This window comes from Rhodococcus (subgen. Prescottella) equi (assembly GCF_003013675.1).
GTDB classification, from domain to species: Bacteria; Actinomycetota; Actinomycetes; order Mycobacteriales; family Mycobacteriaceae; genus Prescottella; species Prescottella equi.
Genome location: NZ_CP027793.1, coordinates 118462 through 138188, shown reverse-complemented (window position 1 = coordinate 138188; position 19727 = coordinate 118462). Strand labels below are relative to the sequence as shown.

Sequence of the window (19727 nt, the reverse complement as noted above, 5' to 3'; positions counted from 1 at the left end):
TGCTCTTCGCCAACGAAACCGCACGGAGGATGGGACCAGAATGGACACGCTCGACTACGCCGACACCACCCGCGGCCCTTCCGCGACCGACAAGCTGCACTTCCACGAGGCGGGCGAGGGGCACCCGCTCGTGCTGCTGCACGGTTCCGGTCCGGGCGTGTCCGGCTGGTCGAACTTCTCGAAGAACCTGCCGGTCTTCGCGCGCGACTTCCGCACCATCGTCGTCGACATGCCGGGGTTCGGCGCGAGCCCCGACATGGAGTACGACCGGCCGTACCCCGAGGTCGCCGCCGAAACCATCGTCACACTGCTCGACGATCTCGGCATCGAGAAGGCGCACCTGCTGGGCAATTCGATGGGCGGCTGGGTTGCACTCGAGACCGCCGCACTGGCCCCGGACCGGGTGGACCGGATGGCTCTGATGGGCCCCGGCGGCCTGTACGCGCCGCTGCTCGGTCCGATGATGAGCGAGGGGGCGCGGCGCCTCAACGCCTTCCTGGTGGATCCCACGCGCGAAGCCCTCGAGGCGTGGGTCGACTCGATGGTCTACGACCCGGCCACCATCACCCCGCAGCTTCTCGACGAGCGCTGGGCCAACGCCACCGCACCGCGGGCGATCGAGCGCATGCGCGCGGTGATGGCGTCGCTCGGGCTGCCCGGCAAGGCGCCGCTGTGGGCGCGCACCGACGAGATCCCGCACAAGACGCTCGTCACCTGGGGCCGCGACGACCGCATGCTGCCACCGGACGGGGCCCTGTTCGCGTTGCGCCGGATGCCCAAGGCGGACCTGCACATCCTCGGCGAGTGCGGGCACTGGGCACAGGTCGAGCGCAAGCACGACTTCGAGTCCCTCGTCACGGAATTCCTGACCCGCTAGTCCCCGCTCCACGCTGACGAAAGGTGCTCCTCACCATGCAGTTTCAGCACGAAGCCATCGATTCTGTCCGCGCCGCCGGCGACCGGATGCGCGACCTGGAATCCGAGTGCGTCGAGCAGCGCAAGCTCGCCGACGACTCCGCCAAGATCCTCCGCGACGCGGGTGTCATGCGGCTCCTGCAGCCCAGGCGCTACGGCGGTTTCGAGGCCGACCCCGGCGTATTCAACGCCGCGATGTACGAGATCGCCCGGCTGTCGAGTTCGGCGGGCTGGGTGACCGGCGTCGTAGGCGTCCACTCGTGGCACCTGGGTCTGTACCCGGATCGGGCGCAGCACGACGTGTGGGGCGAGAACCCCGACACGTGGATCAGTTCGTCGTACAGCCCAGCCGGCACCGCCCGGATCGTGCCCGGCGGTTACGAACTGACCGGGCGCTGGGGTTTCTCGTCGGGCAGCAATCACTGTGACTGGGTGTTCGTCGGTGCGATGGTCACCGACGCGGACGGGCGCCGCACCGGACAGCAGGTGCACCTGCTGCTCCCCCGCGCCGACTACACGATCGACGACGTCTGGTTCACGTCCGGGCTCGCGGGCACCGGCAGCAACGACATCGTGGTCGACGGGGCCTTCGTGCCCGACCATCGTGTACTCGACGTCGCGGACCTGTACGCCCAGCGCTACCCCGGCAACGAGGTGAACACCGCGGGCCTGTTCCGGATCCCGTGGTACACGCTGTTCGTCAACGCCGTCGTGATGCCACTGGTGGGTATGTCGCGTCGGGTGCTCGACGAGGCCGTGGGAATCCACCAGTCCCGCTTGGCCGTCGACGCGTCGAAGCTCCCCCACCCGGCCTCCCTCACCCGCCTCGCCGAGGCCGACTTCGAGGTCGACACCGCGTACCGGATCCTGCAGGCGAACCTCGCCGACGCCTACGCCGCCGTCGAACGCGGCGACCAGGTGCCGATGGAGGTCCGTCAGCACACCAGACGGGACCACATCGCCGCTGTCCGGCTTGCTGTCTCGGCCGCCGACAAGGCCTACCAGGTCGGTGGCCCCCGCTCGATCTCCACGGCGAGCGCGCTGCAGGCGGTGTGGCGCGACGTCCACGCCGGTCAGCACCACGCCGTCAATCTGCCCGACCGGTCCGATCACGAGTACGGCGAATACCTGCTCACCGGAAACCCCGGCACCCTCTACTGATCCGAGGAGTACGCAATGCCTGTTCTCTCGCTGGGATACCTGCGCCTGAACGTCGAATCGGCGGCGCGATGGAAGCCCTTTGCGGCCGACTTCCTGGGCATGATGCCCGTGGACGGCCCGCTGCCGGGCTCGCAGCACTACCGCATGGACGACTACCCGCCACGGCTGGTGGTCACCGAGTCCGCGACGCCCGGTCTGGAGGCGGTCGGATTCGAAGTCCTCGACCGTGGCGATCTGCGGGAACTGGTGGCCCGCGTCGAGGCGGCCGGGATCGAGACCCGGGCCGGCACCGCGGAGGAGTGCGCGCTGCGGCAGGTCTCGGGGTTCGCCGGGTTCGACGACCCCTCGGGCAACCGGGTGGAGTTGTTCTACGGACCGGTGCTCAGTCATCGTCCGGTCGAACTCCCGCACGTGTCCGGCTTCGTCACCGGCGATCAGGGCATGGGCCACGTCATCCTGAACGTGGTGGACACCGAGAAGGCGTACGAGTTCTACGTGGACGTACTGGGATTCGCCGAGCGCAACTCGCTCGAGCTCCCCGGGGGAACCAGTTACTTCCTGGGCTGCAACGCGCGCCAGCACACGCTCGGACTCAATCCGGCCCAGGGGCCGGCCCTGCTGCACCTCATGGTGGAGACGGCGGACATCGACGACGTCGGCAAGGCACTCGACCGCGTCGACGGGCTCGGCATCCCCATGATGCAGTCGCTGGGCAAGCACACCAACGACCGCATGCTGTCGTTCTACGTCTACTCCCCCGACGGTCATGCCACCGAGATCGGCTGGGGTGGCGAGCAGATCGAGGGCCCGGCACCGACCTATCGGATCACCGAGGGAGCGGTGTGGGGGCACAAGTACACGCCCGCACCGGCCAGTGCGAAGGGGCTCCCGCTCTGAGGCAGCCACCGAGCAAGCGCTTCGTCGATCAATCGTCCAGTTCGCCGCTGCTAGCCTTCGGTGATACTCGGTCGAACCGAATACCTGGACAATGAGGAGTACGTGTGGCGTCAGCGGGTCGACGCGAAGTCATCCTGACAGAATCGGCGCGGTTGTTCTCCGACCGCGGCATCGCGGCCACGACGATCCGGGAGATCGGTGAGGCCGTGGGCCTGAACTCGGGCACGCTGTACCACTACTTCAAGTCCAAGGACGCGATCGTCTCGGAGATCCTGGTCAGCTTTCTGACGGACCTCGTGGAGCGGTACCGCGCGGTCGTCGCCCGACCGGAGAGCGCGCGGGCCCGTCTCGTCGGCATCGTCCGCGCCTCGCTCGAGATCGCCGACATGCACCCGTACGCGACGGAGATCTACCAGAACGACTTCGCGAACCTCGGGTCCCTGCCCGGCTACCCGGAGATCGCCGACGCGGTCCAGGCGTCGCACGATGCGTGGTACAGCGTGGTCGAGGACGGCGTCCGGGACGGCGAATTCAATTCGGGTATAGACATCTTCGAGTTCCAGCGAATGATGCGCGAGTGCGTGTTCATGTCGGTGCGCTGGCACCGCAAGACGCTCGGCCAGGACATCGACACGCTCACCGAGACGCTCACGACGGTGTTCCTCAACGGCTTCGTCCCGCCGCCGTCGGGGGCGGCGGCCCCGCCGCCCCCGCCCAAGCGGAAGCGAGTTCCCGAACGGTCCGTCGCCTCGGATCCGACGCCGTCCGAGAAGGCAGGGGACGACGTCCAGGACATCCGGTCCGAACTGGACTCGCTGCGCACCGAGATGCGCGCGATCCGCGCGGCCATCGCCGATCGCTCCGACGCACCCTGACCCTTTCGCGACGCGACTGTTCCCCGCGGGCGTCGTGTCGTCCTACACTCCGGGCATGACGGACAGTTCGCGTGTGCACGCGTTCCGTGACGACGCCCTCGGCGATCTCGACGCGACCGGTGTCGCAGCACGGATCGCGTCGGGTGAGGTGTCGGCGCGTGAAGTGGTCGAAGCCGCGATCGAGCGGGCCGAACTGGTGCAGGGGTCCCTGAACGGCATCCAGTTCGCCGACTTCGAGCGCGCGCTGCGGCATGCCGACACCCCCCGCCCGGGCGTCTTCGCCGGCGTCCCCACCATCGTGAAGGACAACGTGGACGTCGCGGGTGCCCCGACCGGGCACGGCAGCGCGGCGTTCACCCCCTCCCCGGCACGCCGCAACAGCGACTTCGTCGACCAGTTCCTGTCCACCGGCGCCGTGTCGATCGGCAAGAGCCGGCTCCCGGAGTTCGGATTCAGCGCGTCCACCGAATACGAGGACGCCGATCCGGTGCGTAATCCCTGGGACCCCGACTACTCGTCGGGCGCGTCGTCGGGAGGATCCGCGGCGCTGGTGGCGTCCGGTGCGCTGCCCTTCGCGCACGCCAACGACGGCGGCGGCTCCATCCGGATCCCGGCTGCGGCGTGCGGGCTCGTCGGGCTCAAACCGACACGCGGACGCACGGTGGCCGACGCGACCGACAAGACGATGCCGATCCGCATCATCTCCCAGGGCGTGGTCACTCGGTCGGTGCGCGACTCCGCGCGGTTCTATGCGGCAGCCGAACGCTACTACCGCAACCCGAAGCAGCCACCGATCCGGCTCGTCGAGGGCCCCGGATCCGCGCGCCTGCGGATCGGAGTGATCGTCGACTCCGTGACGGGTGTACCCACCGACGACGAGACGCGGAAGTCGGTGCAGGCCACCGCGGATCTGCTCGATTCGCTCGGCCACCACGTGGAGGAGGCGTCGCTACCGGTCGACGCCACGTTCATGAACGACTTCCGTCTCTACTGGGGATTCCTGTCGTTCGCCGTCCTCACCGGCGGAAAGCGCATGTTCGGACCGTCGTTCGAGCGGACCGGTACCGACAACCTCAGCCGCGGCCTCGACGCGTTGTACCGCAAACACCTGGCGCAGACACCCCGCATGCTCTATCGGCTTCGACGCAGCGCGAACGCCTACTCGAGAATGTTCCGGAACTACGACCTCGTGCTGTCGCCGGTCCTGAGTCACACGACCCCGAAGATCGGTTACCTCTCGCCCGCACAGGATTTCGACACTCTTCTCGAACGCCTGGTGAACTACGCGGCCTTCACGCCACTCAACAACGCGACGGGCGGACCCGCCATCTCCCTGCCCCTGCACCAGACCTCGGCCGGTCTGCCACTGGCGTCACACTTCTCCGCGAACCACGGAGACGAGCGCACGCTCCTCGAACTCGCCTACGAGCTCGAGGCGGCCAAGCCGTGGGCCCGCATCCAGGACCCGGCCTGAACGCGGAATCGTCCGGTACGGAAGGCAATCACGGATGATCGACGACGCCGACATCACGGCGCACCTGACCGACGAGGTGCGGGCGCTCCCTTACCCGGGGCGGTGGTCGAATCCTCCGTTCGCGGGTGACGGCGCGGCGGTGATCGCCCGCGACGGCGACCTGACGGAGTTGCGCGTCGATCGGCGGGCCGGTCGCGTCGACTGGGTGGATCTGCAGACCGGAGCCGGGCAGATGCTCGCACCGTCGCTGCGCGTCCTCGGGGCGCTCGCGGCGGCGTACGCGACAGCATTACGGGACACCCGAGGAGCCGGCGACCGCGCGCTGCGTCGCATCGAGCGGACGTTCCTCGATTCCGTCCGCACGGTGTCCGCCGATCTGGCCGCCGACGGCACGTTCTGGGCTACCGCGGCAGAGGAACTCGGCGACGGTGTGCTCGGCGGTGAAGACCTGCCCGAACCGCTCACCGTGGTACCGGCGGGCGGGTCGACCGTCGTCATCGCGATGCCGATGCTGCGGCTGCACCGGGCGCTCGCCGACGAGGGACTCACCCTGTCCGACTACCGCTCCGCGGTGTCGTACGTGACGCTGTCCGGCGACCTCGAGACCACACTGGCGAACACAGCCCGCCCCGGTGCACAGGCGTCGGGACCGGCCCGGGTGCTCGTCGTCGACGGGCAGAGCCCGCTCACCGCCGACGCCCTCGCCTTTCCGGCGCTACGGACGCTGATCCTCGTCGAGCCCGCCACACTGCCGGAGCATCTCGCCGCAGCCGCCGCGGCCCTCGCGGTGGTGACCGTCGGCCCCCGCGAACCGTTCGCCCGGATCGCCGATCTCCTCGCCCACCACGCAGTCTGACGACCCGTCAGTTCGCCTCGGCCGCGGTAAAGAGCGCGACGATGTCGTGCTGGCCGCGGGCCTGCGCGTGCTGCAGCGCCGTCCGCCCGCGCGCGTCCCGGATCGACGGGTCGGCCCCGGCGTCCAGCAGTTGCCCGACGACGTCGACGTAGCGCGCCGAGCCGTCGCCGTAGAAGACGGCCTCGAGCAGCGCCGTCCACCCCGGGTCGTTGACGTGGTTCACCGGCACGCCGGCCGCGATGAGGATGCGAACCGTCTCGACATGGCCGTGCTCGGCCGCGGGAATGAGCGCAGTACCGCCGAACCGGTTGGTGGAGTGCACGTCCGCGCCGTGTTCGAGCGTCGCGACGAGAATGTCGTTCAGACCTTCCGCACCGGCGTACAGGAACGCCGAATCCTCGATGGCGTCCTTCGCGTTCACGTCGGCCCCGGCCTCGATCAGCGCGATCGCTTCTGCGACCTCGTTCGCCTTGGTGGCCGCGACGAGGCGGCGTTCGAGGTCCGGGGTGGAGGGCGGCACGGCGTCCGCGGCTTCCACGGTTGCCGAGGTGACGGCGGGGGGAGTCGGGGTGGGCGTCAGGGCGACATCGGCGGTGCCGCAGGCGCCCGCCGTCAGCGCGACGGCGGCCACCAGGACGGCCGCTCTCACTGGAGGCTGCCGGCGATCTCGGCGAGACCCGCCGCCGCGCAGGCCTGATCGGCGTTGCCGTCGGGCGCCCCGCCCACACCGATGCCGGCGATCGACACGTTGCCGACCTTGACGCTCACGCCGCCGGGGAGGAACAGCGTGCCGGGCAGGTCGGCGATCGTCGGGCCGTCGCCCTTCACGCGTCCGGCGAGATCGCTGGTGTTCGCGCCGAACGCGGCGGCGGTGTAGCCCTTCGCGCGCGCCGCCTCGACGGTGTGCTCGGCAGCATTGTCACCGCGCAGCATCGCCTGCACGTTCCCGAACCGGTCGACCACCGAGACGGTGACGAAGCCGAGACCGTCGGCCTGGCACTTGGCGAGCGCGGCCTGCGCGGCGCGGCCCGCGGTCGCTACCGACAGCCGGTTGGCCGCCACGGTTCCCTTGTCGGCGTCGCCGGGCTTCTGCGACGACACGGCCACCGGGGTGACCTCGGTGGCGGTCGACGTGGCGGTCGTGTTCTCGCCGGAACCGCACGCGGTTGCGGCGAGCAGGGCGACGGCGGGGACGGTGATCGCGAGGGCGCGGGGCAGGCGGCGGGAGATGTTCATCGGGAGCCTTTCGAAACGAGGGGGAAACGAGTGCTTCCACCCTCACGCCGGCACCGGGTTCGCGACATCGGCCGCGCGGCCACGGTCGGATCATCCGAATGGCCGATCCCGGGTCGCTGCGGCGTCCGTAGGATCGGCCCGATGCAGGGCAACCGGGAAAACGCGGACAACGCCGCCTTCCGCGGACCGCTCGGTGTCGCGATCCACCTCTCGTTCTACGTGCTGCTCGCGGCGTCGACGGCCCGCTACCTGACGTATCACGGGGTGAGCGGGCGGTGGCTCGTGGTCGCCGGTCTGATCGTCGTGCTGGCCGGGCTGTACGCGGTGATCGTGGTGCTGTCCCGGCGCGGCGGTGCGTGGCAACCGTGGGTGTGGCCGGTGCTGACGTCGTGGGTGGCGCTGGTGTGGTTGGCGCCGAGCTTCGCGTGGACGGCGTTCCCGATCTTCTTCCTGTGCACACGTGCGTTCCCGCGCTGGGCGGCCTACCTCATCGTCGCGGCACTCGCGGTGTTCGCGGGCATCGAGTTCGCGTCGTTCAGCGGCCGCACCGAGTGGGCCGTGCTGCTGGCGCCGCTGTGCACCGGTGCGCTGATCGTGCTCGCGTACGGGCAGGTGGAGCGGGACAGCGCCGAGCGCGAACGCCTCCTCGGCGAGCTCGTCGACGCCAAGTCGCGGCTCGCCGAGACCGAGCGGGAGGCGGGCGTGCTGTCCGAGCGCGAGCGTCTCGCGCGGGAGATCCACGACACCGTCACCCAGGGCCTCACCAGCGCGCTGCTGCACCTCGAAGCGGCCGACGCGGTGTGGGACCAGGGCGACGCGCGGGCCCGCGACGAGGTGCGGGTGGCCACCCGCTCGCTGCGCGAGAACCTCGCCGAAACCCGCAATCTCGTCCACTACCTGAGCTCCCCCGACCTCGAGACGCAGACGCTCGACGCCGCCCTGCTGGCCGCGGTCCGCGGGTACGTGCCGTCGGCGCAGCTGCGGGTGATCGGTGAATCGGTGGAGCTGCCGTCGGACGTCGAGCACGCGCTGCTGCGGATCGTGCAGAGCGCGGCGTCGAACATCCGACGGCACGCGAACGCGCACACTGTGGGGGTGACCCTGACGTATCTGCCCGACGCCGTCGCCCTGGACGTGTTCGACGACGGCGCCGGGTTCGTGGTGGGCGAGACCAGCGGATTCGGCCTGCCCGCGATGCGCCAGCGGGTCGAGGCGCTGGGCGGCACGTTCTCGGTGGAGAGCACGCCCGGTGAGGGCACCGTCGTCGCGGCGCAGATCCCGGTCGGGGGCGCGCCGTGATCTCGGTGCTGCTGGTCGACGACCATCTCGTGGTGCGGGCCGGGCTGCGAGCGCTGTTGGATTCGCAGCCGGACGTCGAGGTGATCGGCGAGGCCGACACCGGTGAGGACGCCGTCGCGATGGCCGCGGACCGGTCCCCCGACGTGGTGATGATGGATCTGGCGCTCGGCGCGGGAATCGATGGCGTGGAGGCGATCCGACGGATCCGCACGGCGCGGCCCGATCAGCCGGTGTTGGTGTTCACCACCTACGACACCGACGCCGACGTGGTGCGCGCGCTCGACGCCGGCGCGATCGGCTATCTCCTCAAGGACTCTGCGCCGCGGGACATCTTCGGCGCGATCCGAGACGCGGTCGCCGGACGCAGCGTGCTGTCGCCGCCGGTGGCGGCGCGGGTGCTGGACCGGATGCGACGCCCCGATCAGGCGCTGACGGCGCGGGAGGCCGAGTTGCTGAGCCTGCTCGCGGAGGGTCTGACGAACAAGGAACTCGGCAAACGGCTGTTCATCAGCGAGGCGACCGTGAAAACCCATCTCGCGCATATCTACGCCAAGCTCGGTGTCGACTCGCGGGCCGCTGCGGTCTCGATCGCCCTGCGGCGGGACGGGATTCGCTGACGGATGTCCGGGTTCTCCTCGATCCGCGTGCAGGGCACGCCCACGGTCTCACATCTCGATCTCGCGCTGCTGGAGACTTTCACGTTCGCCGACGGCGGCGGGCTCCCGGCGTCGTATCGCGACTTCGTGCGAAATTTCGGCTGGGGACGACTGTTCAGGCTGTGGCTGGTGTATCCGCCCGTACTCGACGGCTACGCGGACGGCTGGCAGGCCCGCAGCCGCATCCTCACCGAGCGGCTACAGGAGATCTACCGCGACGGTCACGCCGAGGATTTCGGCTGGATGATCGAACCGGACGGCGCCTGGTCGCTGATCGACTCGCTGCACGTCTTCGCGATCAGCGAGAACGGGGACGTGCTGGTGTGGGACACCGCCGCTCGCGACGAGCACGGCGAGTTCCCGGTGTACTGCTCGCAGGGGATGAACTCGCTGCGGTTGCTCGGACGTTCACTGGATGCGGCGGTGACGGTGCTGCGCGCCGAGTCGGTGGAGTTGTTCGGCGAGAACGAGTTCGACCTCGAACCGCTCGACGCGCAGCGCCTGCCGTGACCGGACTGCCGGTCACGCCGGTGTTCACGACTCCGTGGTGGTGTCGCCTGAGCCCGCGTCCTGCTCGTCTCCGGCCAGGATCAGGTACAGCGCCCGACGGGCGTCGGTGAGCACCTTCTCCGCCGCGGCGAGTTGCTCGGCGGTCCCGGACATCTGGACCTGACGGGCGGCGCCGTGCAGGTCGTGGAGCGGTCCGCGTAGATCGGGTCCCGATCCCGCGAAGGCGAACGGGTCGCCCCAGGATTCGGCGTTCTGCTCGACGAACTCACGTCCGGCGTCGGTGAGGGTGACGAGCTTGCGTCCGCCCTCGGCGGTCGTCTGCACCAGGCCCTCGTCCTCCAACTGCTGGAGCTTCGGGTAGATCGCGCCGGCGCTCGGGCGCCAGGCACCGTTGGTGCGATCGGTGATGGTCTGCATCAGCTGGTAGCCGTACATCGAGTCCTCCTTCAGCAGGAGCAGGACGGCTGCGCGGACGTCGCCGCGACCTGCTCGACCCATGCCACCGCGTCCGCGGGGTCCTCCGTGTCCGCGCCCCCGGCCCCGGCCACCGCGCATGCGGGGGTCCTCGCCGTCGAAGGGGCGGTGATGGCGGCGCTGACGGCCCATCTCCTCACCCCACGCGGGGTGTCCGTGCATCTGTTCCGGCCCTCGCCGGTGATTGATGTTCCTCATCGGTTCTTCCTTTCATCGTTTTCCGACACACTCACGATATATCGTGATCGTATCTTTGAAAAGGGTGGCGTGGGTCACCGACCTTCCCGGCGGATCATGCGATGGAACCGGGTGCGGTCTCGCTGCGTCTGATCCAATGAGCGAGTCGTCTGGGCGGTTGAGGGGGAAACGTGAGGTCAGTGAGTCGGTGGGGTATGGCTGTTCTCGTAGTGGCCGGTGTCGTAGGACTGGCCGGTTGCGGGTCGACCAGCGTGGAGGGGCAGGCCGAGACCGCCAAGCCCGAGGCCGGCGAGCCGGCATTCGATCCGTGCAGCATTCCGGAGGATGTGCTGCGCGCGATCGGGCTGGATCCGGCCTCGGAAGCGCGGGATATCCAGGACGTCAAGCAGCCGGGCTGGAGCTTGTGCAGTTGGAACGACCCGGACGTCTCCTTCTTCGTCACGATCTTCGCCACGGGCAGGCCGCTCGACTCGATCCTCACCGATGAGCGATTCACCGACGTCACACCTGTCGCGATCAACGGACGCGAGGCCTTCACAGTTCGTGAGACATCGGACAAGCGCAACGAGCACTGCGACGTCGTCCTCGCCGCCGGGCCGGACACATTGATGCTGCAGTCCGACTACGCAAAGGGCCTGCCACCGTCCGAAAGCCCCTGTCCTCTTGCGGTCGAGAACGCACAGCTTCTCGAACCGGCCCTGCCTCGCTGACCGAAAGGCTCGATCATGTGGACGACCCCGTCATGGAGTGAACTCGGTGCGATGGCCGATTCCGGCGAACTCTTCCTCGAGGTCGGCGTCGCCGAGAAATGTGCGGCCCGCTGCGCCGAACTGAACCGTGAACTGATCACACTCCAGCGAGACGCCAAACGCCTCGCACGTGTCGACGGCCTCGGCCACCTCCCCTCCGGCACAGCCTTGGCCCGCAAGTTCGAACAGAAGGCGTCGGGCGGTGAGTATCCGCTAGATCAGGCGCTCGCCGACCACATCACCGTCGTCGAGGAGATGCGGTCGGTGTTCGAGAAGATCGCCGCGAACTACGCGGCCACCGAGGAGTCGAACGCGCAGCGGTTCACGGAGAGCGGAGGCTGACCCGCAGCCGCTCGCCGGCGCGGTCTAAGACTCGATGAGGTCCGCGAAGTTCTCCGTGTAGCCGAGCAGCAGCACCGACGAGCCCCGCAGTACGGCGCCGAGCTCGTTCCAGGCGTCGGCGTCGCGCTGCCCGTACAGCTCCCGCAGATCCGCGATGAGCGCGTCGACGTCACGCTGCTCGGGATCGAGGACACTCAGGAACCCCATTGTGGACGCGCCGATCCCGACGAGCTCGTACCCGTGCCGCTCCCGCATCCGGCGCGCCACCGCGCAACTCTCGAACGGCGTCCAGTCCCCGGCGAAGTAGCCGTTCGGGAGGTCGGCGAGCAGGTCGATGTCGACCTCGGTCGGCAGGCACTGCACCACGTGCACGTCGTCCACCACCAGACCGGGATCGCGATTGAGCGCGATCAGTGCCTCGATGTCGCTCGGCGCGGTGACGAGCGAACCGCACACGTCCTCCCATCGCACCGCACGATCCGGGTCCGCGAGCACCGCCCGGGCCGACTCGAACACCGCGGTGTCGTAGGCGAGGACGGCCTCGTCGGTCTCGTCGTCCGGGTACTCCACGTCGCCGTCCAGATCGTGCTTACCGCGCGCGTGGCCGCTCGTGTAGAGGCACTGGTTGGGGTCGTCCAGCGTCAGGAAGCACCGGCCGTCGTTTCGATGGGCCGCCTCGATTTCCCGGAACGCTGCGAGCAGCGCATCGAAGGACTGTGCCTCGGTCACGACTGCGACGCTCAACCGGTTCACACCCCGGTGTCCCGCGTCGGGCAGGGCACTGACGACCGCCCCCGCGACGTCGCCGTGGGGCTGCCGGGTATCGGACACTGTTCCTCCATCAGGGCTCGGCGCTACCGCATGCCGAACCATGATCCCCGAAGGTCGCGCCGGCTAGTCGCCCACCATCTGCCCGGACGCCGCCCATCGCGGATCGCGTCCGGCGTATCCGAGGAGCCGGTCCAGATCGGAGGCGTCGTCCGGGACCGGAACCACCGGCCCGTAGAGCCCCTCGCGGCCCGCCTCCTCCCCCGGCACCGACATCGAGGCCGCGAAGCTCAGGCTCGCCTCGACGCTGGCCGGATCGGATTCGTAGGGCTGACCGGTGGCGCGTGCAAGGTCCCAGCCGTGCAGGACGAGCTCGTCGATCGCCACGGTGCCCATGACGGCGGCGGGCATCGTCACGCCGCCCGCCGCCGCTTCGCCTTCCCAGGCTCCGGGCTCGCGCCACGCGGCAGGCAGTGCCTCGAGTTGTCGTTCGAGCTGCTCCCGCCAGTCCACCGGCAGTTCTGTCGGCCGCGCCGACCCGTCCCCGGGGTACGGGGTCTTGCGCGCAGTGGCCGCGAACGCGGTCGTCAGCTCGAGGAGATGCCGCAGCAGGTCGGCCACCGACCAATCGGTGCAGGGCGTCGGGAGTCCCAGGTGCTCGTCACGAACCCCGGCGGCCACCCGCGCCACCTGCATCGACGCCGGGCCCAGGTCGTACTCGGTCGTCATGAGTGCCTCCGTCCGTCGAATGTCGTCTCACTGGTATCGACCGGGCGGGGGCGCGAAACTCATCGTCGCCGGATCACTGCGGGGACTTGAGCTGCATCCACGCGAGCACCGTGAGGATCCGTAGCGCCGGAATCGCCTCGTCCAACCCAGCCTGTTCGCGCAGTGAGACGAGGCGGCGCTGCAGTGCGCCGTCGTCTGCACGCAACGCTGTCCGCACGGGCTCGAGGTGCGCCTGCTTCGTGTCGAGTACCTCACCGATCACGCGATCGTAGATCGGGAAGAGCCGCGGTCGTTTCCGCGCGATCAGCTTCGACGCCACGGTGCGGCCGATGCTCGGCACCGTCCACAGCGCCGCCTCGAGCCGGCACACCGGCGACTCGGGGGTCAGCTCGTCAGCTTCGTCGGCAAGGTCACGGTCCGGCCCCACCGCGACCAGCAACTCGCCGAACTCGTCGACACGCTCCCGCAACAGGATCTGCGCGCCATCCGGAGACACGTCGACCGACAGCATCGTGACCGCCACAAGATCGTCCGCCGTGAAAGTGTCGGCGTCTCGCCCGCGGGTCCCGGTCGAGTCCCAGGTGTCCCAGCGGGCACCGCTGCGCAGATACCCGGTCTTGACGAGCGGCTCGGTGAAGTACCTCCGCAGGACTTCGACGGCGGCGCCGTCGTCGTCGGCCACGAGCACCTTCGGGAGCCGAATCGTCATGTCAGTCATCCTCGTTCATCACGTCCAGCACATGCTGGGCGAACGAACGATTGTGGTACTGCGCGTACGGTCCGCGCCCCTTGCCGACCAGCGCCTGCGCCAGCGGACGGATCGTCGTCTCGTCGAGGGGCAGTTCGAAGAACTGTTCGTCGGCACCCTCGTCGGACAGGAACCAGTCGATGAGTACGCCGTCGCCGTCCGCAGCGGCATTGTCGGTCTTCTTGAAGCGCAGCAGCGGATTGGCCAGCGCCAGCCCGTCGAGGCTGTAGCCGGTGCTGCGCTGCAGCGCCGACAGCGACGTGTACAGCACGGTGCGGAAGTCGACGGTCTCACCGTTCTCGGTGTAGCGCTCCACGTACAGCACTTCCATAGGCCCGACGTTGAGGGTGAACAGACGTTCGCGTTCGGCGGTCTTGTTCGTCGTCGGCAGGCAGCTCAGAGTCCACTCGTCCACCTCACCCGACGCCGGATCGTCGAACGCCGACGCCAGGTAGCCGGCGATCAGATCGACCACCACATCGAAGAACGGGTCGGTCTGCAGCAGCTCGAAGTTGGCGTCGGTCGCGGCAGGGTGGATGTCAGGCATGGATGATCCTCGAGTTGTGGGGCGACCTTCGAGGATACTGGGCCGACGGCGCTCGACTCCGCGCGAGAGGTGGTGCCCCGGCCCTCACACGCTCGCCGACTCCATCCGGTAGTCGTCCAGCGGGAAACTCCGCGCCTCCGCGAAGGCGTTGGCCGTCGACGTCGGACGCAGCAGGGCCGCCTCGCCGTGCTGGTTGAAGTAGTACGAGCGCGCCGAACTGCAGCTGCCGCCGTAGAACACCGAGTCGTCGAGGTTCGCGGTCATCCGGTCCAGGAACCGGGTGTTGGCGTCCTCGGTCACCTCGAAGACGTCGGCGCCTTGTCGTCGCATCTCGGTGAACAGCCGGGTCATGTGCGCCATCTGCGACTCGATGGTGGTGAAGTACGACAGCCCGCTGTACGAGTACGGGCTCGCCAGGGTGAGGAAGTTCGGGAACTTCGGCACCGCGACCCCCTCGTATGCCTGGAAGCGGTTGTCCCGCCACCACTTCCCGAGGTTACGGCCGTCCCGGCCGATCACCTCGATGGCCGGGAAGTTCACATCCCACAGGTTGAAGCCGGTCGCCAGGATCAGCGTGTCGATGTCGGTGCGCCGGCCGTCGGTGGTGACGACGGCGTCCGGTTCGATACGCGCGATCGAGGTGGTCTCCAACTTCACGTTCTTCTTCGTGAACGTCCGGTAGTAGTGGTTCGAGAAGGTGGGCCGTTTGCAGCCGAAGTCGTAGTGCGGCGTCAGTTTTCGTCGTAGATCGGCGTTGGGCACCTGCGCGCGCAGGAACAGCTTCGACGCCGCCGCGGCGCCCTTGTTGAGGATCTTCGCCTGCCGGTAGTGCAGCACCGCGCTCACCATGATGCCCTCGAGAATGGCGTCGCTGACCGCCCGGGCCACGCACTGCGTCACCGGCACCCGCGAGAAGAGTCGTTGCACCACAGCGGGAATCGGCATGTCGAGCTTCGGCACCACCCAGATGGGGGTGCGCTGGTAGACGGTGAGCTCCCGCGCCTTGCGGGCGACCTCGGGGATCAACTGGACGGCGGTGGCGCCGGTACCGATGATCGCGGACCGCGACCCGGCCAGGTCGATACCGTCCTCCCACGCGGTGGTGTGCAGCACCCGCCCGGCGAACGTGTCGATGCCGTCGATGGCCGGTAGCTGCGGCTGCGACAGGAACCCGGTCGCGGTGAGCAGGTAGCGCCCGGTGACCTGCCCGCCCCCGTCGATCGACACCACCCAGTGCCGGGCGTCCTCGTCCCAGCGCGCACCGGTGACGACGGTCCCGAAGCGCATGTGGCGGCGCAGGTCGTACTTGTCGGCGACGTGCTCGGCGTACCGCTTGAGCTCGGCGCCCGGCGCGAACAACCGCGACCAGTGCGGATTCGGCTCGAACGAGTACGAGTAGGTGACCGACGCGATGTCGACGGCCAGACCCGGGTAGCGGTTGACGTGCCACGTGCCGCCGAGGTCGTCTTCGCGTTCGAGGATCGCCAGGTTGGTCAGCCCGAGCCGACCCAGGGCGATCGCCGCACCCATCCCGCCGAAGCCGGCACCGACGATCACGGCGTCGTACTGCGTATTCCGGTCCACCGCTGCACCCTTCCCCAGGTATGTGTCACTTCCAGTGTCACTCATCTGCGCGGGTGTGGCCAGGCTTTCGGCCCGATCCGTCGACGCCGACGCACCGGCCGCCCGGACTCAGCCGCCGGTGCGGGCCGTCGCGACCGCGTCGATCTCCACCGTCGCGCCGTAGGGCAGCCCGCTCACCTCGACGAAGGTGCGGGCGGGACGGGGAGCGTCGAAGATCCGCTCGAATTGGCGGTTCGCCTCCTCGCGCAGCGACAGGTCGGTGACGAAGTAGGTGACCTTCACGACGTCCCTCAGTTCGCCGCCGACCGTCGCGAGCCGGTCGACCATCCGGTCGACCGCGGCGTCGAGCGCCTCCGTACGGCCCGGCACCGGAACGCAGTTCTCGTCGACGGACAGGGCGCCCGAGACGAAGACGAGGCCGGCGGCGACGAACGCCGGGCTGTAGGGGTGGTCGGCGGACACCTCGGTCAACGACATCGAGTGCCTCCTCTGAGGTCGACAGCAACGGATCAGGCCGACCATAGCCCGCCCCGGGACACGTGCCGACGAACAGCGCGCACACCCCAGCGACAGTCCCGACCGCGCGTTATGGTGCAGGTCACACGGCCGACCGTGAGGGGTCGACCCGACGCGAAGGGGAAACCGCAGTGGAAATCCAGGGAACCGCGGCACTGATCACCGGCGCAGCCTCCGGCCTCGGGGCCGCGACCGCGAAGCGATTCGCCGACGCGGGCGCCACCGTGTTCGGGCTCGACCTCGCGCAGTCGATCGAACGCGCCGGGGACAACGTGCCCGCGGGTGTCACGTTCCTTCCCGCCGACGTCACCAGCGAGGCCGACGTCCAGGGCGCGGTCGACAAGATCGGCGAGTCGGGGGTTCCGCTGCGCACCGTCGTCAACTGCGCCGGCGTCGGCTGGGCGGGCCGGATCCTGTCGAAGAACGGCCCGCACGACCTCGAACTGTTCCGGACCGTGATCACCGTCAACCTGCTCGGCACGTTCAACGTGATGCGACTGGCCGCCAACGCGATGCAGCACCTGCCGACCGTCGACGACTCGGGCCAGCGCGGCGTCATCATCAACACCGCGTCGGTGGCGGCGTTCGAGGGGCAGATCGGGCAGATCGCCTACACCGCGTCGAAGGGCGGCGTGCATGCCATGACGATCACCGCCGCGCGCGACCTCGCGCAGGTCGGCATCCGGGTCAACACCATCGCCCCCGGCACCATCGACACCCCGATGCTCGCCGGCGTGACCGACGAGTACCGCACCAACCTCGAGGCCGGCATTCCCTTCCCGTCGCGCCTCGGCAAGCCCGACGAGTACGCGCAGCTGGCGCAGTTCCTCGTCGAGCACGACTACCTCAACGGCGAAACGGTCCGCATGGACGGCGCGCTACGCATGGCGCCGCGGTAGAGGCCCGACGCCCCCGGGGCGAGCGCCTCGGGGCTTTCGTCGTCCGGTCAGAATCGCCAACGCGTCTGCGCATAGACGCCTTTCGCGAAGGCGAAGACGAGGGACGGTTCGACGCGGAACACCGTGGCCGGCCCGCCGGCCGCGTTGACGAACCGTCCGTCCGTGACGTCGAAGCTCCAGTCCGACCCGTACTTCGCGCGGTAGGCGTCGGCGATCCCGGTCAGCGACTCCGGATCCGAGATCCGTACCGCTCGCCCCTCGATCACGACATCCAGTCCGGATCCGAGGGCGTTCGCCCCGGTCGTCAGCGCGCACGCACTGGATTCGGAGAGGTTGCGCGCCTTCTGCTCGTCGGGCCCGGTGCAGAAGTGCATCCGGTCGTCGACGCGGACAGCGATCAGCGGCGTCACGTGCGGTCGGCCGTCGGCGCGGACCGTGGACAGCCAGAACACCTCGGCGGCGTCGAGTGCGGCCGTCACCTGCGGCCACGTGGAGGCCGGCGCTTTCTCGTCGCTGTATCGGCGGTCGAGTTGGGCGGCGGGCAGCTGCGCGGTCATGGGGGTCTCCCGTCTCGTGGGGTGCTGTCACAAGTACAGACCCGGACCCTGCCGAGAACTCATCGCCCGGAGCGCTTCGCGCCCGTGCGCCTTTTTGGTAGCGACAGGTACCAGAAAGGCGCACAGGCGCGAAGCGTCTACAGTTCCGACTCGTGCGGGATCTCGGCGGCGGCGCGCTCACTCATCCACTCGCGCAGCACCTTGGTGGCGATGACGTCGTCCTCGTTGTACTCGAGGAGACGCTGACGCTGGGTGAGGTCGGGGTCGCCGTCGTAGCCGACGGCCTCGCGGTACCAGCTCATCGAGGCCTCGCCGTTGGCCTCGGCGTCGCGCCAGTGGAATCCGGCGACGGGCGCGATCTTCTTGAGCCCCTTGCCGTTCGGGCACACGAAGTTGTCGCTGACGGCCTGGTAGATGTCCACCCACTGCGGGCTGTCGATGAACTCGCGGACCTCGGCGACGCTGGGGATTCCGTCGATGCCGGCGAAGCGACGCGCCGAGTCGAGCAGCCACTTGTCCTCGGCGGATCGCGAATAGCAGTACGCGGCGAAGGTTTTGCCGACGGCGGCCGCGCCGGCCCGCTCGGCCATGAGCCACGTCCAGAACTCGGCGAACGAGCGCGCCTCGTCGACCGTCGGTAGCGGATCCCAGCTCACGAACGGCCGGTACACCGACGTGCCCGCGACGTTGAGCAGCGTGCCCCACAGGTAGGCGCCGTGCTCCTGATAGCTCTCCATGTCGACGTCGACCTCGACGTCGGCGCGGGCCACCGTCACGGTCTCGTGGCGCCGCACCAGCGGCACCGACGCGATCCACGCCTTCGCCGTGACGACGGTGTCGTGGAAAGAGTTGTGCGGCCACTCCTCCGGGGCATCGCCTTCCCACGCGGCGAGCTGCTCGACGGTGCGCACGCCACGCTCACGCAGCACGTCGGCCCGCGACCCGGACGCCACCAGCGACACGTCCTGGGTCTCCTCGAGCTTCTCCCGGCAGCCCGGCCACCACGGGCACGAGCGGCACTCGCCGATCTGCGACGGCACCGTCGCGATCTCGCCGCGCGCGACGGCGATGCGGTCGGCGAAACGTTCGTCGTAGTCGTCGAGGACGTTCGCCAGGTCGTGCACCAATATGCAGTCGGCGCCGTAGCCGATGGCACCGCCCGACAGCGCCGGGCTCGCCAGACCGTGCCGCTCGAGCATCCGGTACACCTGGGCGAGCCGCATCTGGTCTCGCAGTTGGGCGCGCACCTTCCGCTTCTCGTCGACGGTGGGCGCCCACTCGAACAACCCGGTCGTGACCGCTCCGGTTCCGGGGTCGGTGACCTTGTGGTTGACGACGATGACGGGCAGGTAGCCGCCGCGCTCGACGTCGCGGAGCAGGATCTCGACCCGCCCCCGCCGGCCGGTGTCCCGTTCGGACGGCAGCACCGCACCCCAGATCTTGTCGGCACCGTTCCGGCACGCCTCGAGGGTGGCGCGGGCGCGCTGCCCGGCCGGGCCGTCGGGGTCGATCCGCACCCACGCGTCGGGGTCGGCGTCCATCAGGCGGACGCGGACCGCCTCGCGCTGCGCGGCCGCCGCCTCCTGCCGCTGCTTCACTCCGGTGTTCTCGGGGGCCGCCGCCAGCAGATCGGGGTAGGCGGCATCGAGATGGACGCGGTGGCGGCACCGCGTCAGCGCACCGGGCTCGAGAAGCACGGGGGCGCCGTCCTGCGGGCCGTTGGGGGAACACACGATG

At 69.3% G+C, this 19727-nt stretch carries 23 protein-coding genes; 12 read left to right on the top strand and 11 right to left on the bottom strand.

Translation table 11 applies throughout. From position 1 onward, the window contains the following. Positions 1-40: 40 nt before the first annotated feature. The 6 genes from C7H75_RS00645 to C7H75_RS00620 all read left to right on the top strand — a co-directional run bounded on the left by C7H75_RS00645 (position 41) and on the right by C7H75_RS00620 (position 6178). Complete coding sequence (locus C7H75_RS00645) at positions 41-877, top strand: alpha/beta fold hydrolase (RefSeq protein ID WP_005516405.1); 837 nt, start codon at positions 41-43, stop codon at positions 875-877. A gap of 35 nt (positions 878-912) precedes the next feature. Continuing rightward, positions 913-2076: an acyl-CoA dehydrogenase family protein gene (locus tag C7H75_RS00640; RefSeq protein ID WP_013414470.1), complete on the top strand. Its 1164-nt coding sequence runs from the start codon at positions 913-915 to the stop codon at positions 2074-2076. 15 nt (positions 2077-2091) lie between these two features. After that, positions 2092-2973, top strand: a complete 882-nt coding sequence (locus tag C7H75_RS00635; protein ID WP_106850814.1) for a VOC family protein — start codon at positions 2092-2094, stop codon at positions 2971-2973. Positions 2974-3077: 104 nt separating this feature from the next. Beyond that, a complete protein-coding gene (locus tag C7H75_RS00630) occupies positions 3078-3848 on the top strand; it encodes a TetR/AcrR family transcriptional regulator (RefSeq protein WP_013414469.1) in 771 nt (256 codons plus the stop codon). A 55-nt stretch (positions 3849-3903) separates the two neighbouring features. After that, complete coding sequence (locus C7H75_RS00625; protein WP_084848238.1) at positions 3904-5322, top strand: amidase; 1419 nt, start codon at positions 3904-3906, stop codon at positions 5320-5322. Between the two features lie 34 nt (positions 5323-5356). After that, positions 5357-6178, top strand: a complete 822-nt coding sequence (locus C7H75_RS00620; protein WP_106850813.1) for a hypothetical protein — start codon at positions 5357-5359, stop codon at positions 6176-6178. Between the two features lie 7 nt (positions 6179-6185). Here C7H75_RS00620 and C7H75_RS00615 read toward each other — a convergent pair whose 3' ends face one another. Both C7H75_RS00615 and C7H75_RS00610 read right to left on the bottom strand, forming a co-directional pair. Further along, entirely contained in the window at positions 6186-6827 is a 642-nt protein-coding gene (locus C7H75_RS00615; protein WP_106850812.1) for an ankyrin repeat domain-containing protein, read from the bottom strand. After that, a complete protein-coding gene (locus tag C7H75_RS00610) occupies positions 6824-7414 on the bottom strand; it encodes a GlcG/HbpS family heme-binding protein (RefSeq protein ID WP_069855323.1) in 591 nt (196 codons plus the stop codon). Before C7H75_RS00610 ends, C7H75_RS00615 begins: the two co-directional genes overlap by 4 nt. Positions 7415-7555: 141 nt before the next feature. Between C7H75_RS00610 and C7H75_RS00605 the strand changes: the two genes are divergently transcribed. The 3 genes from C7H75_RS00605 to C7H75_RS00595 are packed head-to-tail and all read left to right on the top strand — an operon-like array spanning position 7556 to position 9879. After that, positions 7556-8713 (top strand): sensor histidine kinase, encoded by a 1158-nt coding sequence (locus tag C7H75_RS00605; protein WP_106850811.1) that lies wholly within the window; start codon positions 7556-7558, stop codon positions 8711-8713. Beyond that, positions 8710-9330: a response regulator gene (locus C7H75_RS00600; RefSeq protein WP_106850810.1), complete on the top strand. Its 621-nt coding sequence runs from the start codon at positions 8710-8712 to the stop codon at positions 9328-9330. Before C7H75_RS00605 ends, C7H75_RS00600 begins: the two co-directional genes overlap by 4 nt. Before the next feature lie 3 nt (positions 9331-9333). Then, positions 9334-9879 carry a hypothetical protein gene (locus C7H75_RS00595; RefSeq protein ID WP_106850809.1) on the top strand — a complete coding sequence of 182 codons (546 nt, stop codon included), beginning with the start codon at positions 9334-9336 and terminating at the stop codon, positions 9877-9879. A 24-nt stretch (positions 9880-9903) separates the two neighbouring features. On the opposite strand, the gene C7H75_RS00590 is transcribed toward C7H75_RS00595, so the two are convergent. After that, positions 9904-10551, bottom strand: a complete 648-nt coding sequence (locus tag C7H75_RS00590) for a PadR family transcriptional regulator (protein WP_013414461.1) — start codon at positions 10549-10551, stop codon at positions 9904-9906. A gap of 194 nt (positions 10552-10745) precedes the next feature. Between C7H75_RS00590 and C7H75_RS00585 the strand changes: the two genes are divergently transcribed. Together C7H75_RS00585 and C7H75_RS00580 are read left to right on the top strand one after the other, a co-directional pair. After that, a complete protein-coding gene (locus C7H75_RS00585; RefSeq protein WP_233281835.1) occupies positions 10746-11261 on the top strand; it encodes a DUF3558 domain-containing protein in 516 nt (171 codons plus the stop codon). Positions 11262-11276: 15 nt separating this feature from the next. Then, the gene (locus tag C7H75_RS00580; RefSeq protein WP_106850807.1) at positions 11277-11642 is read left to right on the top strand and encodes a hypothetical protein; all 366 of its coding nucleotides are present in this window, start codon (positions 11277-11279) and stop codon (positions 11640-11642) included. A gap of 24 nt (positions 11643-11666) precedes the next feature. Here the strand turns inward: C7H75_RS00580 and C7H75_RS00575 are convergent, their stop codons facing one another. The 6 genes from C7H75_RS00575 to C7H75_RS00550 form a co-directional block, all read right to left on the bottom strand. After that, positions 11667-12473: a hypothetical protein gene (locus C7H75_RS00575; protein WP_106850806.1), complete on the bottom strand. Its 807-nt coding sequence runs from the start codon at positions 12471-12473 to the stop codon at positions 11667-11669. 63 nt (positions 12474-12536) lie between these two features. Beyond that, positions 12537-13139, bottom strand: a complete 603-nt coding sequence (locus tag C7H75_RS00570) for a TIGR03086 family metal-binding protein (RefSeq protein WP_106850805.1) — start codon at positions 13137-13139, stop codon at positions 12537-12539. A gap of 73 nt (positions 13140-13212) precedes the next feature. Continuing rightward, on the bottom strand, positions 13213-13848 hold the full coding sequence (locus tag C7H75_RS00565) for a DUF6308 family protein (protein ID WP_372488018.1): 636 nt from the start codon (positions 13846-13848) through the stop codon (positions 13213-13215). Position 13849: 1 nt separating this feature from the next. Then, positions 13850-14434: a hypothetical protein gene (locus tag C7H75_RS00560; RefSeq protein WP_005516427.1), complete on the bottom strand. Its 585-nt coding sequence runs from the start codon at positions 14432-14434 to the stop codon at positions 13850-13852. 84 nt (positions 14435-14518) lie between these two features. Beyond that, complete coding sequence (locus C7H75_RS00555; RefSeq protein WP_106850803.1) at positions 14519-16063, bottom strand: flavin-containing monooxygenase; 1545 nt, start codon at positions 16061-16063, stop codon at positions 14519-14521. A gap of 63 nt (positions 16064-16126) precedes the next feature. Continuing rightward, positions 16127-16495 (bottom strand): RidA family protein, encoded by a 369-nt coding sequence (locus tag C7H75_RS00550; protein ID WP_106850802.1) that lies wholly within the window; start codon positions 16493-16495, stop codon positions 16127-16129. Between the two features lie 170 nt (positions 16496-16665). On the opposite strand from C7H75_RS00550, the gene C7H75_RS00545 reads away from it, so the two are divergent. After that, the gene (locus C7H75_RS00545; RefSeq protein ID WP_005516432.1) at positions 16666-17433 is read left to right on the top strand and encodes an SDR family NAD(P)-dependent oxidoreductase; all 768 of its coding nucleotides are present in this window, start codon (positions 16666-16668) and stop codon (positions 17431-17433) included. Between the two features lie 47 nt (positions 17434-17480). Here C7H75_RS00545 and C7H75_RS00540 read toward each other — a convergent pair whose 3' ends face one another. Together C7H75_RS00540 and C7H75_RS00535 are read right to left on the bottom strand one after the other, a co-directional pair. Continuing rightward, a complete protein-coding gene (locus tag C7H75_RS00540) occupies positions 17481-17990 on the bottom strand; it encodes a pyridoxamine 5'-phosphate oxidase family protein (protein ID WP_106850801.1) in 510 nt (169 codons plus the stop codon). Between the two features lie 137 nt (positions 17991-18127). Continuing rightward, positions 18128-19723, bottom strand: a complete 1596-nt coding sequence (locus C7H75_RS00535; RefSeq protein WP_106850800.1) for a TM0106 family RecB-like putative nuclease — start codon at positions 19721-19723, stop codon at positions 18128-18130. Positions 19724-19727: the final 4 nt, after the last annotated feature.